Raw genomic sequence first — 13040 nt, forward strand, 5'->3', positions numbered from 1 at the left:
GGTTTAGATTTATTCTGAATTATACTTGTTTTAAATTAAGAAATGCAGCCCCTTTATTTTTAATGATGGTTCTTGCGTTCATAATTTCATTAAACCGGGTCTTCAGATATTGATATTCTTTCAAAGTATCGGAAGCAGCAGAAAACTGCAGCTGGAGAGCTTGCTTTATCATTTTAGGAATGAAATCTCTGTTAAGTACTTTGGAATCAAACGGGAGTGCCGGATTCAGATAGCGTTGTTCCCGCTGTACTCTCAGAGCATTGATGTGGCTGGTTTTATGGAAATCCTGTTTGCCATCATGTACAACTCTGCTGGGCGGGCATACGATGATTTTTTTCCTGAAAAAAGAAATACGTTGTACGTATTCATAATCTTCGGAATAATGGAAGAAGTAAGGATTAAAGCCCCCGATTTCTTCAATGGTTGCTTTGGGAAGCAGCCAGTGAGCGGCATTCACAAAATCGATTTCATAATAATCTTTAAGACTATTGTTAAAGCTGTCTGAAAATATTCTGTTATCCGGAGTATTTCTTGCCAGGTAGCGTTCGAAAAAAATATCGAGCTTTTTCTCGCTGCCATCCATGTGTATCGGACTTAAAATCCCCAGTTGATTTTTGTCGGGGGATGCGTTGTACACATCCAATAGCTTTTGAAAACTATCCGGATAAATCCATGCATCCTGATTCATCAGGTAGAAAAAATCTGCTCCTTCTTTATACGCTTTTTCTATCCCTGCATTATTCGCTTTTCCAAAACCTAGATTTTGTGGAGATTGAATGAAGTCTACTTCAGGAAAATACTTTTTGATATATTCCTGAGTGCCGTCTGTTGATCCGTTATCTATTACAATACATTTTACAGGAACTGAAGAGGTTCTTAAGCTTGAAAAACATCTTTCTGCCCACTTCATGGCATTATAAGTAACAATGATTACGTGAATAGCCACCATCTTAAATATACTTTCGGGTTAACGTTTCAAGATAACTTTCAGGACTGATACCTGAGAAGAAGTCGTGAATTTCTTTATCAAAATCTACTCTGTAAAAGTCTCCTTCGTTCACTTCTGAATAATAAGCTTTTTGATGGGTTTCTTTTTCAATAGCACCTATAATTTCTTTTAAATCAAAATTATAGGGGAAAGAAAAATTAATAACTTTATTAGGAAGATGCAGACAGTAAGACTCTAAAAATTTAGAAATATCATCTATATCCAGCAATAGTCTCCTTGCCTTTGTATGAACTGTAAACTGGTGTGAATTTTTAATCTGATTTTTAAGAAAATTGAATAATGTATTTGGGTTTCCTCCGTTTCCTACAATATTTCCAATTCTGAGAATAAGGTAGTTTTTACACTTATTTTTGATATAATTTTCAATTTCCTTTTTATGTAAAACGTAAAGACTGTCTTGTTTTGACTGATCATGAATGCTTAGAGTAGAAAAATAAATTAATTTGTGATTGCGATTACTCTCAATACATTTATTCAAAAGAGTAAATTCTCTTTCAAACTCTGAACTTGTTGTTTCCAGAGAATTCGAAACGCCAGAAGCGAAAAATAGATTTTCCTCTGAGTCTATATTTTTTAATGAATTGGCAATAAGTCCGTTTCCTATGATCATATCTTATTAAACAGTTTTAGATAAATTTTAATTCTTTGAGTTGTGTTTTTTATTGATACTTCCAGCGTATCTTATATAGCCGTAATACTTTTTTGCTATTTCCAAATGCTCATTAAAATTAAGTTTTTTGGGATAAAATTTTAATGTCAGAAATAGGTTTTTTTTATTAACAGGGTAGTATTTAAAAAAATTGTGCAAAAACCCTAGAAATATTTTCTTTTCAGCTTCGGTGTCGATTTCTTTTTGAAAGTCAGATCCTATACTTTCCCTTACTTTGATATTGGCATCTAACCAAGTTTTATCCGGATTTCCACCAGAGAAATGTTGAATCAGTATATCGTTAACCACATAATTCTGTTTTTTTGTAGAAACTCTTAAACTAAAATCAAGATCATAGCCATGGAAACCTTTCAATAGATTTTCGTTGAATTTAAACTGATTAAATATTTCTTTTTTAATTCCAAGAAAAACACCGTCAACAGCAAAGACTTTATTTCTGTTTTCCTTCGTTGTTTGAATGGGAAAATACAGGGTATTCTCTTTATTTCCCTGTAAAATATTTACGAAATTATATTTCTCAGTAACGGTCCAGCTTGATGGAGCAGAAGGAACGTAGGATGATCCTGCAAGCCCTATAATTCCTGTATTTTCCTGGTTTAAATGATTTATGAGTGTATTCCCCCAATCTTCATTTTTAAATAAGATGTCTTCATGGATGAAAAGCAAATAATCAAAACCAGCTTTTTCCGCGCCTTTGTTATAAGCTTCACAAATTCCCATCAATCCAGGATTGTCTATTTTAATGATTTCATAAGACACCCCAATTGTTTCTGCAATATTCTTTTCAAGTGCAGAAAAATAGCCGGGAAGGTATGATGAGATTATGATGGAGATCATCTTAAAGTAAGTTATCAATTATTGTAAAAATTTTACCTGCCAATTTCTTGTCAGAATATTCGTTTTCCAATCTCTGATAAATATTTTCGCCATAACTTTCTCTTAGATTGGCATCCTGCATAAGCTTAACGGTCTCTTCAGCCATAGTATCAATATCCAGATAGGGAACAAGTACTCCATGATTGTTTTCCAGAAATTCAACAGCACCACCGCTTTTTTCAAAAGCTACGATGGGTTTTTTTAGTTTTGCAGCAGTCAGCATAACTAATGGGAAAGGATCTTCACGGGACATTAAAAGAAAAACATCAAAAATATTTATATAATCATTTGGCGTTTTGTTATGATCGATAAAAATGATGTCCTTTTCTACCCCTAATTTTTCAGCATCCAGTTTGGCACATCTTACAGCAGCACTTTTGGATGTTCCTCCAAGATTGATGAATTTAAAATTAAGATCAGTTTTCTGTTTTATTTTCTGAACCAAAACAGGAACCATCTCCGTACCTTTTCTTAGTTCCTGAGAACTCGCAATTCCAACGATCAATTCTTCATTTTTAATATTCAATTCCTTTTTCAATAATTCTTTATCCTTCTGTAGGTTGAGAACATTGTCTACGAAAGAATGTATTGCTGTTACTTTTTGTGGGGCTGCATTGTACTTGTTGATAAGATTGTCGGCAACAGCTTGCGAACCTGCTATAATTTGGGTGATATTTGAAATGTTTTCTAAAACAAACTCTTTAGAGTAAGTACTTTCAATCCCAAAACTAAGCTCATGAATAGCAACAATTGTAGGAATGTTTTTTTTATAGAAAGGAAGCGTCCAAATCAATGATTCCATTGTGTTTCCATATACCAGATCGTATTTGTTTTCAAGAAGAGAGATGGTAATTTTATCAATTTTGTCTTGTTGAGTCTCTTTTTTTCTGAAAACAATTGATTGAACTCTTTTTAAATTTCTTTTTAAAAATGAAAAAGACTGTAAATGATAATGAGCAACAACAATATTGTTAGCCACTTTTGCAAATTCTTCATACAATTCTCCTCCTCTGATCAATAAAATATCGATCTGATAATTTTCTTTTTCTTTTTTTAATCTTTTTATTAAATCTAAAACAAGAATGGGAGCACCGGATAAAGAAGCTTCGTGCGAAATAAATAATATTTTTTTTGTACTCATTTTAGAGGGTTTGAGAAATTAAATTTTGACTATTTTTCATAATTGTGTTTTCGGGAACAGATTTGTGTATTACACAGCCGGCTCCAATAATAGAATTGTCTCCGATCGTAACCCCTTTTAATATTACAGTATTGCTTCCAATCCAGCAATTTTTACCAATTTTAATAGGAGACGTCATATATTTTTCTTTTTCTACAAAAAGTTTTTCACCTTTTTCGATAAGATGATTATGATCGTATAGCCTTACACCTTCACCAAAAATGGTATCATTACCAATTTCAATTTTATCTAAACAATTGATAGAACAATAATTGTTGAAAAAAACACCTTTTCCGATTCTAAGCTCAGCATTCGGAAAAACTACAATATTGCAGTATTTTCTCAATAAAAAATTTTCACTAATTGTAATATTTCCTATTTGATTATTTTCACCTTTAAAAATATCTGCATCTTTTGGAGAAAAACTTGGATGAATATTTATATTAGGTTTGGACATGAAAATATTCCATTTTTCCTGTTTTTTTCTTTTATCATTGTTCTCGACAAGAGTAATGATTTTTTGTGCGATATTTTTTTTTATGTTTGTAAGCATTTTAGAAAAATTTATATTTCAGATAATATAATTTTACAGGCAGGTTATATTTCAGGCATAGATTCAGCCAACGTTCTTTTCCTTTATATTGAGAATATTGTTCAGACACTTTCAGGATTTCCTTTTTATCTGTAGATGTTATGTAGATCTTTTTGATGTCGTTATTTATTTTTGTCTTATTTTCAAGATTATGATCATATTTTAACCTTAAAAGTATTTCTTCTACAAAAACAATCCTTTCTTTTATTTTAGAAATGTTTTCACCATGCTTTCTATGATATGCAAGATTTTCAGGAATAAAATCAATAAAATAATTTTCATTAATTCTCAACCATCTGTCGTAATCTTCGATAAGAATATTTTTATCGTACGGACCTGTCTCAATTAAAACCGTTCTTTTAACCAACGTAGCAAGAGCAGGGATAAGGTTCATCTTTTTCAAAGTACTTTTAAATTGATTTTCATCTTTATAAAAACTCAGATCATCAAGATAATTAATTAACGTTTTATCTTCTTGGATGATAAAGCAGCTTGAAAAAATCATTCCGAAATCATTCCCCTTTTTTTCTAAATTGGCTACGCATTTTTCAAGAAATGAAGGATGAAGGTAGTCATCGGCAGCTATAATATTTACATATTTTCCCTCAGTCATCTCAATACATTCATTAAGTGTTGCAGCGAATCCTATGTTTGTTTCATGAAAATTGGTTTTTGCAGAAATGTTGTTTTCGTTCAGCCAGTTTTTTGTGATCTCCACAGAATTGTCTGGTGAAGCATCATCAGCAATAATGAGTTCCCAGTTTTTATAAGTTTGATTTTTAATACTATTTAAACACTCAGGGATAAATTCTGAGTGTTTGTATGAAACAACAATAAAACTTACCAACGGATTCTCCATTAGAATTTGTTTAATAATTCAATAACTTTAGCTATTTCCTCGTTTTCCATTACCGGAGAAATAGGCAGGCTCAAAACTTCTTGATGAATCTTTTCACTGATCGGAAAAGATTGTGAATTCCAGTCTTTATAAGCTTCCTGTTTGTGGGGAGGAATCGGATAATGAATCAAAGTTTGGACACCGTTTTCTGTAAGGTAAGCCTGAAGCTCGTCTCTTTTTTCTGTTCTGATAAGGAAAATATGCCAAACATGCTCGTTCTCATTTTCAGGGTTTTCCGGAAGAATAATGTTGGAATTTGAAATTTCGCTGATATATTGTCTTGCGATCTTTCTTCTCACCTCATTTTCTTCATCAATGTATTTTAGCTTAATATCTAAAACAGCAGCCTGAATTTCGTCTAGTCTGGAATTTAATCCTTGATAAATATTTACATATTTTTTATTTGAACCATAATTTGCCAAGGCTCTTATGGTTTTTGCCAATTCTTCATCATTAGTCGTAATTGCACCGGCATCGCCCAAAGCACCTAAATTTTTTCCGGGATAGAAACTAAAACCAGAGGCATCACCAAGATTTCCTGTTTTTTTTCCTTTCCATTCTGCTCCAATAGCCTGAGCATTATCTTCAATGATTTTTACATTATATTTTTGAGTCAATTGCTGCAATTCTTCAGAGAAAATAACTCTTCCGTAAAGATGCACAATTAAAATACCTTTTGTTTTTGGAGTGATTTTTTCTTCAATTTTTGAGATGTCAATATTATAGTTGGCAATATCTGGTTCTACCAAAACGGGTACGAGTCCATTATCGGAAATGGCTAAAATAGAAGCAATATAAGTGTTGGATGGAACTAAAATTTCGTCTCCTTCTTTCATTAATCCCATTTCGATATATCCTCTAAGGATAAGACGAAGAGCGTCTAAACCATTGGCAACACCGATTGCGTATTTTGTTCCGATATATTGAGAAAGATTTTTCTCAAATAGATTCAGTTCATTGCCCATAAGATACCATCCGGAACGGAAAACCTGCAAGAGCTTCGCCTCAATTTCTTCTTGGTGCTGTAGATTAATTTTTTGTAGATCGAGGAACTTAATCATGAGAATAAATTTTTTATTTTTTTGTTGAACGGTTTTTCTATTACTTCATACGTGAAAATACTTGCAATGAACGTAATGAGAAACATTAGTAATGCCAAGGGAATACCATCAAGATGAATACCTCTTAAACCATTATTTTTATGTGTGTAAGTTATAACTAAATAATGAATCAGATAAAATCCGAAACTTATTTCACCCAAATATACGAACCATTTCCATGACAGGAACTTTGTAATCCAGGTAACATTTTTTGCTGAAATAAAAGAATTTGCAGAGGTCAAAATAATAAGGCACATTGGCAACCAATAATAAATTGAAAATCTGAAACTGATAGGTAAGCTGCTGTGAAAAATGAAAAATAGGACCAAAACAGCTAGTGCTCCGATTTCGGAGAACTTGAATATGCCTTTGTGTAAAATTGTGTTTTGGGTCTTTAGATAAAGAGCTAAATCGAATAACAGAATACCTAGAATAAAATCAAAAACTCTGATAAAAGGCGATATATACAGCCAATAATGAGCTTCATGCTCAAAAAGAAAGCTGTTTAAAAAAAATAGAAATGAGACAAAAACAATTAATAATCCTATTTTAAATATTGTCTTGAATTTATAACTTATCCCAATTAAAATCGGGAACAAAGCATAAAAAAACATTTCATCTGAAATACTCCATGAGGGCGCATTGTATGAGAAAAAGTATTTTTGATCCGGTATGTAGCTTTGAACTAAAAAAATATTGTAAAGAAGTATTTTAAAACTACTGTACAAAACCGGAATAGAAACCAATGTTGTGATAAAATATAACGGATAGATTCTTGCAAACCGTGCAATATAAAACTTCTTTAATGTAATAGCTTTATTTTTAAATTTATCTCTGTAGTTGAGAGCAAGTATGAATCCACTTAGTATGAAAAAGAAGCTTACCCCTAAAAAACCTTCAGAAAAAACATTATTGAAAATGTCTTTATAGCGCTCATCATCTTTTAAATAAGATAAATGGCTTAAAAAGACACAAAATGCAAAAAAGAATCTTAAAGAGGTTAATGGCTTAATCATTTTTTCAAAAATTCATCATTTTGAATTTGATAGGAATTTCCTTCCTTGTCTCTCATATTCATGTCTAAAATCTTTCCGTCTAAAGTTATAAAACCAGTTTGTCTGGCAGGATTTCCATACCAAACTGTATTTGAAGGCACATTTTTCGTAATGACACTTCCGGCACCGATCAAAGCATTTTCTCCGATTATATTCCCGGCAATAATTGTAGAGTTGGCCCCAATTGAAGCACCTTTTTTCACAAGTGTTTTACTGAATTCTAAAGGATATTGTTTTGAACGCGGAATAAGATCATTCGTAAAAGTTACATTTGGACCGATAAATACATTGTCCTCCAATGTTACTCCGTCCCAAACCTGTACGCCGGGTTTAATGGTTACATTATCACCTATTTTCACGTCATTTTCAATAAAAACATTGCAGTTTATATTGCAATTTTTACCAATTTCAGCACCTTTTAAAACAACGCAGAATTGCCAAATCATGGTGTCTTCTCCTATGCTTTCACTTTGGACATCGGCTAATGGATGAATTTTATTTTTCATTCTGTATTTTTAAAAATGTATCATAATCTCTGACATAGTCTTCTTCATTATAATGATGAGATGCCAGAACCAGACAAATTGCACCTGATGAAAAATTAATTTCTGAAGCCCAAATTCCCGGTGGAATATGAAGCCCAATATCCGGGCGGTTCAGAAAAACCTGTCTTTTAAACTTTCCATCATCCAGTGAAACCTCGAAACTTCCGCTAGCTGCAATCAAAAACTGATGACATTCTTTATGAGAATGTGCACCACGGCTTTCTCCACCCGCAATGTCGTATAAATAAAATATTCTTTTAACATCAAATGGGAAGGTTGAATTGTTTTCAACCACTGTAAGATTACCCTCATCAAAACTTATTTTTCCAAGGTCTATAACACTACAATCAAATACTGAAAGCTTATTTTTCATTTGCCAGCTTTTTAAATTCTTCAAAATCTCTGATATAATCATCCTGATTATAAGTATGATCAGAAACAATAAGAGCAAGTGAATTGGTAGAGAAATTCTCTAGTTTCCGCCAAAACATTTTCGGAATATATAATCCATAATAGGATCTGTTTAAGGAAAACCGCTGCTCTTCTTTACCATTATGAATCACTACATCAAAACTTCCTGAAAGAGCAATAATATACTCCTGCTGTTCTTTAAAAGCGTGACTTCCCCTTGTTTCCCCTCCCGGAACATCATAAATCCAATACGTTCGTTTAATTTCAAAGGGTAGTTGATTGGGGTGCTCAAAAAAGGAAAGATTTCCTCTTTTGTCATAAATTTTTGGAAGTTCTATTATTTTTGGAATCATGGAGTCTGTACTTTATAATCAAAATTCGGTCTTGTAATTCCCGGATACAAATGAAGTTTGCTGCCCACTTTTACATTTTCAACCTCAAAGCCTACAATACTGTCGACTGCAAATAATACTTCGGTTTGATTTTTTCCGAAAATTAATTTAAAATAGTAATTTCCTGCATTAATTAAACCTGCCGGAATATCAAATTCTACTGTATAATCCCCAATTTCAGAATTATTATTTTCAGTAATAAGTTTTCCTACATGGAAGATAATAAGCTCTTCATAATTTCTTAGTTCAAAAGTAGCATCCAGATTGATATTAGCACAATTATTCTGGAAAACAAGCTTTACATGAATTCCAGAATCAATATCGATGAGATCTCCATGAATAGGATTTACAGAAAATTCTTTTATTCTGATGTTATTATTTCCTAGAGCTTCATTAATATTTCCATTGTAATAATAAGAACTTGCTGTTGTACTGCTTTTTTGATATTCTATAATTGTATTTAGCATATCTCCTTCATAGGCTAAAGTTCCTTGGTTTAAAAGGATTCCTTTGTTGCAAAGTTCTTTTACGGCAGTCATATTATGACTTACAAAAAGAATGGTTCTTCCTTCTCCTTTTGCTACATCGTTCATTTTTCCAAGGCATTTTTTTTGAAAATCTGCATCACCCACAGCCAATACTTCATCTACAATTAGAATTTCAGATTCCAAGTGAGCTGCTACAGCGAAGGCCAGACGAACATACATTCCCGATGAATATCTTTTTACCGGAGTGTCAATATATCTTTCTACTCCTGAAAAAGCTACGATCTCATCAAATTTTCTTGAAATTTCCTTACGGGTCATTCCAAGAATTGCTCCATTTAAAAAAACATTTTCGCGTCCTGTCATTTCAGGATGAAACCCGGTTCCGACTTCCAATAAAGATGCAATTCTTCCGTTGGTGTATATTTTACCGGTTGTAGGTTTTGTTACCTTGCTTAAAAGTTTTAACAGGGTAGATTTTCCGGCCCCGTTTCGCCCTATAATCCCTACTGCAGTTCCTTGTTCAATCTCAAAATTAATATTCCGAAGTGACCAAACGTACTCAGAAGTTCCCTTGGTTGTTCTGTCATTTACCTCACCAATTTTAAGATATGGATCTTCTTTTCCTCTTACTTTGTGCCAGAATCGGTTTAAGTCATGAGATAAGGTGCCCGTTCCGACTTGTCCGAGACGGTATTGTTTTGATATATTTTCTGCTTTTAAAGCTAGCATTTTTAAATTGTTTAGGGGAAGTTAATAAATTTTTAAACTGTGTCCATGAAGGATTTTTCCACCTTGTTGAAAATGAAAGTACCTGTTACCAATAAAATAAGGATGATAAATGTACTGATAGTGAGCATTATTGGAGAAAAGTCCCCAACACCAAGCCAGGCATATTTAAAACATTCGAAAATCCCTGTTAAAGGATTGTAAAATGAAATGCTTTTAAAGAATCCTGGTAAAGCTGAGGTTGGATAAATAACTGGTGTTGCATACATATACAGACTCACTCCAAACCCCAACAACATACTTAAATCTTTATATTTTGTGGTTAACGCAGAAAATATCATTCCTACTCCCAATGCAAATAATGCCATTAGTAAAATTAAAAAGGGAGTTGCTAAGATCCAGATATTAGGATGAATTTGTCCTTTTGATAAATAATAACCCCAGCCGATAATAAATAGGAGAAACTGTACTCCAAAACGCATTAGGTTGGAAATTACAATGGATAAAGGAGAAACCAGTCTTGGAAAATATACTTTGCCGAAAATATTTGCATTACCAACAAACGTTGAAGATGTTCCTAGTAAACAAGCTGAAAAATAATTCCAGAGAGTAACTCCTGCAAGGTAGAAAAGTAATGGTGGTGCTCCGTCAGTTGGAAGGTTGGCAATTCTTCCGAAAACAATTAAATAAACAATTGTCGTTAGAATTGGATTGATAAAAAACCAGATCGGGCCTAAAATAGTCTGCTTAAAGCTGGATACAAAATCTCTTTTTACAAACATATAAACAAGATCTTTGTATCTCCAGACTTCTTTTAGCTTCAAGTCAAATAACGAATGATCAGCATCAATCGTTTCTGTCCACTTTTGTTGTGGTTCATTCATCTGTGTAAGTTTTTGCAAATTTATAATAATTAATTCTTACCGTATGTATTAGTTTATAAATTTTCATAGTCCATAAAACTAAAAATCAACAACTAATATATTGATATTTGTCGGCATGAGCAAAAACTATTGGCCATAAAGCCAATAGTCTATGAATTTTATAAATTATAATTGTTATTTTCTGATAAGTTGTTTCAGGTATTCACCGTATCCGCTTTTACCATATTTGGTAGCCGTTTCAAGCAGTTTCTCCTCATCAATGAATTTGTTTCTGAATGCAATTTCTTCAATACAGCCGATTTTAAATCCTTGTCTTTTTTCAATAACACTTACAAATTCTGAAGCGTCATGAAGAGAATCAAAGGTTCCTGTATCCAGCCATGCCGTTCCTCTGTTAAGAACAGCTACTTCAAGTTTTCCATTGCTTAAGTAAACATTGTTGATGTCTGTGATTTCCAGCTCACCTCTTGCAGAGGGCTTGATGTTTTTAGCAATTTCAACAACATTGTTATCATAAAAATAAAGGCCGGGAACAGCGTAGTTTGACTTAGGGTTTAAAGGCTTTTCTTCAATAGAAACAGCTTTCAGGTTTTTGTCGAATTCTACTACACCATATCTTTCAGGGTCTGCTACGTGGTAAGCAAAAACAACTCCTCCCTGCGGATTGGTTTTGTTTTTCAATAAAGTTCCCATTTCGGAACCATAGAAAATATTATCTCCCAATACCAGCGCTGCGGGGTCGTTACCAATAAATTGCTCGCCCAGAATAAAAGCTTGCGCTAAACCATCTGGACTGGGCTGTACAACATATTCTATATTACAGCCGATTTGTGAGCCGTCGCCCAAAAGTTTGATGAAACCTTCCTGGTCATGTGGAGTGGTGATGATAAGAATATCCTTGATTCCTGCTAAAAGTAGTGTGGAAAGCGGATAGTAGATCATAGGTTTGTCGTAAACGGGCATCAGCTGCTTGCTTACTGCAATGGTTAGAGGGTAAAGTCTTGTTCCGGAACCTCCGGCTAATATTATTCCTTTCATGTTTTGGTGCGTAATACGCTTATTTCTTTTGTGTTGTGAGTTGAATTTCTGTGAAGATAAAGAGTTCTATTGCTCTGTTATCTCAATAATATATTTAGCTGTATTGTTTATTGTAATAATCCTGGTAATTTCCAGAAGTTACATTTTCCAGCCATTCCTTATTTTCCAGATACCAGTCGATGGTTTTTGCCAGTCCTTCTTCAAAGGTAACTGAAGGTTTCCAGCCTAAATCTTTATTCAGTTTTGTGGCATCAATAGCGTAACGTTTGTCGTGACCCGGTCTGTCTTTTACAAAAGTGATCAGCTTTTCTGAATAACCTTCCGGTCTTTCCAGTTTGGCATCCATTTGTTTGATCAGTTCTTTGACAAGATCAATATTCTGCCACTCGTTGAATCCTCCGATATTGTAAGTCTCACCGGTTTTTGCTTCTTTAAAGATCTGATGAATCGCCTTGGCATGGTCAATGACAAACAACCAGTCTCTGGTATATTTTCCATCACCGTAAATAGGAAGTGGTTTCTCGTTGATAATATTCGAAATACAAAGAGGAATCAATTTTTCAGGGAAATGATTCGGACCGTAGTTGTTGGAACAGTTCGATACAATGAAAGGCATTCCATAGGTATTTCCGTAAGCTCTTACCAAATGGTCAGAGGCTGCTTTTGAAGCTGAATACGGAGATTGAGGGTCGTATGATGTGGTCTCCAGAAAGAAACCTGTTTCCCCTAAGCTTCCATATACTTCATCCGTGGAAATATGATAGAAAAGATTGTTTCTTTTTTCATCCGGGAATCTGCCGTGGGTGTGATCGGGATTTAATGTCCAGAATTCTTTACAAAGATTCAGAAGATTAGCGGTTCCGTTCACATTCGTATTGATGAATGCCATAGGATCTGTAATACTTCTGTCTACATGGCTTTCTGCTGCTAAATGTACAACAGCATCCGGGTTATATTTTTCGAAAACTTTTCTAAGCTCTTCCGGTTTTGTAATATCTGCTTTTTCGAAAACATAGTTCGGTTCATTTTCAATGTCCTTTAAGTTTTCGAGATTTCCGGCGTAGGTAAGAGCATCAAGATTGATGATCGTAGTATCCGGATTGTTTTTTACAAACTCTCTTACAACATGGGAGCCGATAAATCCGGCACCTCCTGTAATGATAATATTTTTCATTG

15 protein-coding genes are annotated in these 13040 nt (G+C 33.5%); all 15 read right to left on the reverse strand.

Going from position 1 to position 13040, the window contains the following annotated elements; translation table 11 throughout:
- Window positions 1–19: 19 nt before the first annotated feature.
- The 15 genes from DEU40_RS02905 to rfbB all read right to left on the reverse strand — a co-directional run bounded on the left by DEU40_RS02905 (window position 20) and on the right by rfbB (window position 13038).
- Window positions 20–949: a glycosyltransferase family 2 protein gene (locus DEU40_RS02905; RefSeq protein ID WP_110008458.1), complete on the reverse strand. Its 930-nt coding sequence runs from the start codon at window positions 947–949 to the stop codon at window positions 20–22.
- A gap of 1 nt (window position 950) precedes the next feature.
- Complete coding sequence (locus tag DEU40_RS02910; protein WP_110008459.1) at window positions 951–1619, reverse strand: NAD(P)-dependent oxidoreductase; 669 nt, start codon at window positions 1617–1619, stop codon at window positions 951–953.
- Between the two features lie 27 nt (window positions 1620–1646).
- On the reverse strand, window positions 1647–2516 hold the full coding sequence (locus DEU40_RS02915) for a glycosyltransferase (RefSeq protein ID WP_110008460.1): 870 nt from the start codon (window positions 2514–2516) through the stop codon (window positions 1647–1649).
- Window position 2517: 1 nt separating this feature from the next.
- Window positions 2518–3696 (reverse strand): glycosyltransferase family 4 protein, encoded by a 1179-nt coding sequence (locus DEU40_RS02920; protein WP_110008461.1) that lies wholly within the window; start codon window positions 3694–3696, stop codon window positions 2518–2520.
- A 1-nt stretch (window position 3697) separates the two neighbouring features.
- The gene (locus DEU40_RS02925; RefSeq protein WP_110008462.1) at window positions 3698–4288 is read right to left on the reverse strand and encodes an acyltransferase; all 591 of its coding nucleotides are present in this window, start codon (window positions 4286–4288) and stop codon (window positions 3698–3700) included.
- Between the two features lies 1 nt (window position 4289).
- A complete protein-coding gene (locus DEU40_RS02930; protein ID WP_110008463.1) occupies window positions 4290–5186 on the reverse strand; it encodes a glycosyltransferase family 2 protein in 897 nt (298 codons plus the stop codon).
- A complete protein-coding gene (locus DEU40_RS02935; RefSeq protein ID WP_110008464.1) occupies window positions 5186–6286 on the reverse strand; it encodes a DegT/DnrJ/EryC1/StrS family aminotransferase in 1101 nt (366 codons plus the stop codon). Before DEU40_RS02935 ends, DEU40_RS02930 begins: the two co-directional genes overlap by 1 nt.
- Window positions 6283–7341, reverse strand: a complete 1059-nt coding sequence (locus tag DEU40_RS22830; protein ID WP_110008465.1) for an acyltransferase family protein — start codon at window positions 7339–7341, stop codon at window positions 6283–6285. Before DEU40_RS22830 ends, DEU40_RS02935 begins: the two co-directional genes overlap by 4 nt.
- A complete protein-coding gene (locus tag DEU40_RS02945; RefSeq protein WP_110008466.1) occupies window positions 7338–7886 on the reverse strand; it encodes an N-acetyltransferase in 549 nt (182 codons plus the stop codon). Before DEU40_RS02945 ends, DEU40_RS22830 begins: the two co-directional genes overlap by 4 nt.
- Complete coding sequence (locus DEU40_RS02950) at window positions 7876–8298, reverse strand: sugar 3,4-ketoisomerase (RefSeq protein ID WP_110008467.1); 423 nt, start codon at window positions 8296–8298, stop codon at window positions 7876–7878. The genes DEU40_RS02945 and DEU40_RS02950 overlap by 11 nt, the downstream gene beginning before the upstream one ends.
- Window positions 8288–8689: a sugar 3,4-ketoisomerase gene (locus tag DEU40_RS02955; RefSeq protein WP_110008468.1), complete on the reverse strand. Its 402-nt coding sequence runs from the start codon at window positions 8687–8689 to the stop codon at window positions 8288–8290. Before DEU40_RS02955 ends, DEU40_RS02950 begins: the two co-directional genes overlap by 11 nt.
- A complete protein-coding gene (locus DEU40_RS02960) occupies window positions 8686–9945 on the reverse strand; it encodes an ABC transporter ATP-binding protein (protein WP_110008469.1) in 1260 nt (419 codons plus the stop codon). The genes DEU40_RS02955 and DEU40_RS02960 overlap by 4 nt, the downstream gene beginning before the upstream one ends.
- A 32-nt stretch (window positions 9946–9977) precedes the next feature.
- A complete protein-coding gene (locus DEU40_RS02965) occupies window positions 9978–10826 on the reverse strand; it encodes an ABC transporter permease (protein WP_110008470.1) in 849 nt (282 codons plus the stop codon).
- Between the two features lie 174 nt (window positions 10827–11000).
- Window positions 11001–11864, reverse strand: coding sequence for a glucose-1-phosphate thymidylyltransferase RfbA (gene rfbA, locus DEU40_RS02970; protein ID WP_110008471.1), 864 nt, complete (start codon window positions 11862–11864; stop codon window positions 11001–11003).
- 94 nt (window positions 11865–11958) lie between these two features.
- Window positions 11959–13038 (reverse strand): dTDP-glucose 4,6-dehydratase, encoded by a 1080-nt coding sequence (gene rfbB, locus DEU40_RS02975; RefSeq protein ID WP_110008472.1) that lies wholly within the window; start codon window positions 13036–13038, stop codon window positions 11959–11961.
- Between the last annotated feature and the right edge of the window lie 2 nt (window positions 13039–13040).

It is taken from the genome of Chryseobacterium sp. AG844 (assembly GCF_003182335.1).
GTDB classification, from domain to species: domain Bacteria; phylum Bacteroidota; class Bacteroidia; order Flavobacteriales; family Weeksellaceae; genus Chryseobacterium; species Chryseobacterium cupriresistens.

Bases quoted from the DNA above. Each gene is read 5' to 3' on its own strand.
- rfbA (WP_110008471.1), bottom strand. From the start codon at position 11,864: ATGAAAGGAATAATATTAGCCGGAGGTTCCGGAACAAGACTTTACCCT.
- DEU40_RS02935 (WP_110008464.1), bottom strand. From the start codon at position 6,286: ATGATTAAGTTCCTCGATCTACAAAAAATTAATCTACAGCACCAAGAA.
- DEU40_RS22830 (WP_110008465.1), bottom strand. From the start codon at position 7,341: ATGATTAAGCCATTAACCTCTTTAAGATTCTTTTTTGCATTTTGTGTC.
- DEU40_RS02930 (WP_110008463.1), bottom strand. From the start codon at position 5,186: ATGGAGAATCCGTTGGTAAGTTTTATTGTTGTTTCATACAAACACTCA.
- DEU40_RS02910 (WP_110008459.1), bottom strand. From the start codon at position 1,619: ATGATCATAGGAAACGGACTTATTGCCAATTCATTAAAAAATATAGAC.
- DEU40_RS02920 (WP_110008461.1), bottom strand. From the start codon at position 3,696: ATGAGTACAAAAAAAATATTATTTATTTCGCACGAAGCTTCTTTATCC.
- DEU40_RS02915 (WP_110008460.1), bottom strand. From the start codon at position 2,516: ATGATCTCCATCATAATCTCATCATACCTTCCCGGCTATTTTTCTGCA.
- DEU40_RS02945 (WP_110008466.1), bottom strand. From the start codon at position 7,886: ATGAAAAATAAAATTCATCCATTAGCCGATGTCCAAAGTGAAAGCATA.
- DEU40_RS02965 (WP_110008470.1), bottom strand. From the start codon at position 10,826: ATGAATGAACCACAACAAAAGTGGACAGAAACGATTGATGCTGATCAT.
- DEU40_RS02950 (WP_110008467.1), bottom strand. From the start codon at position 8,298: ATGAAAAATAAGCTTTCAGTATTTGATTGTAGTGTTATAGACCTTGGA.
- DEU40_RS02905 (WP_110008458.1), bottom strand. From the start codon at position 949: ATGGTGGCTATTCACGTAATCATTGTTACTTATAATGCCATGAAGTGG.
- DEU40_RS02960 (WP_110008469.1), bottom strand. From the start codon at position 9,945: ATGCTAGCTTTAAAAGCAGAAAATATATCAAAACAATACCGTCTCGGA.
- DEU40_RS02925 (WP_110008462.1), bottom strand. From the start codon at position 4,288: ATGCTTACAAACATAAAAAAAAATATCGCACAAAAAATCATTACTCTT.
- rfbB (WP_110008472.1), bottom strand. From the start codon at position 13,038: ATGAAAAATATTATCATTACAGGAGGTGCCGGATTTATCGGCTCCCAT.
- DEU40_RS02955 (WP_110008468.1), bottom strand. From the start codon at position 8,689: ATGATTCCAAAAATAATAGAACTTCCAAAAATTTATGACAAAAGAGGA.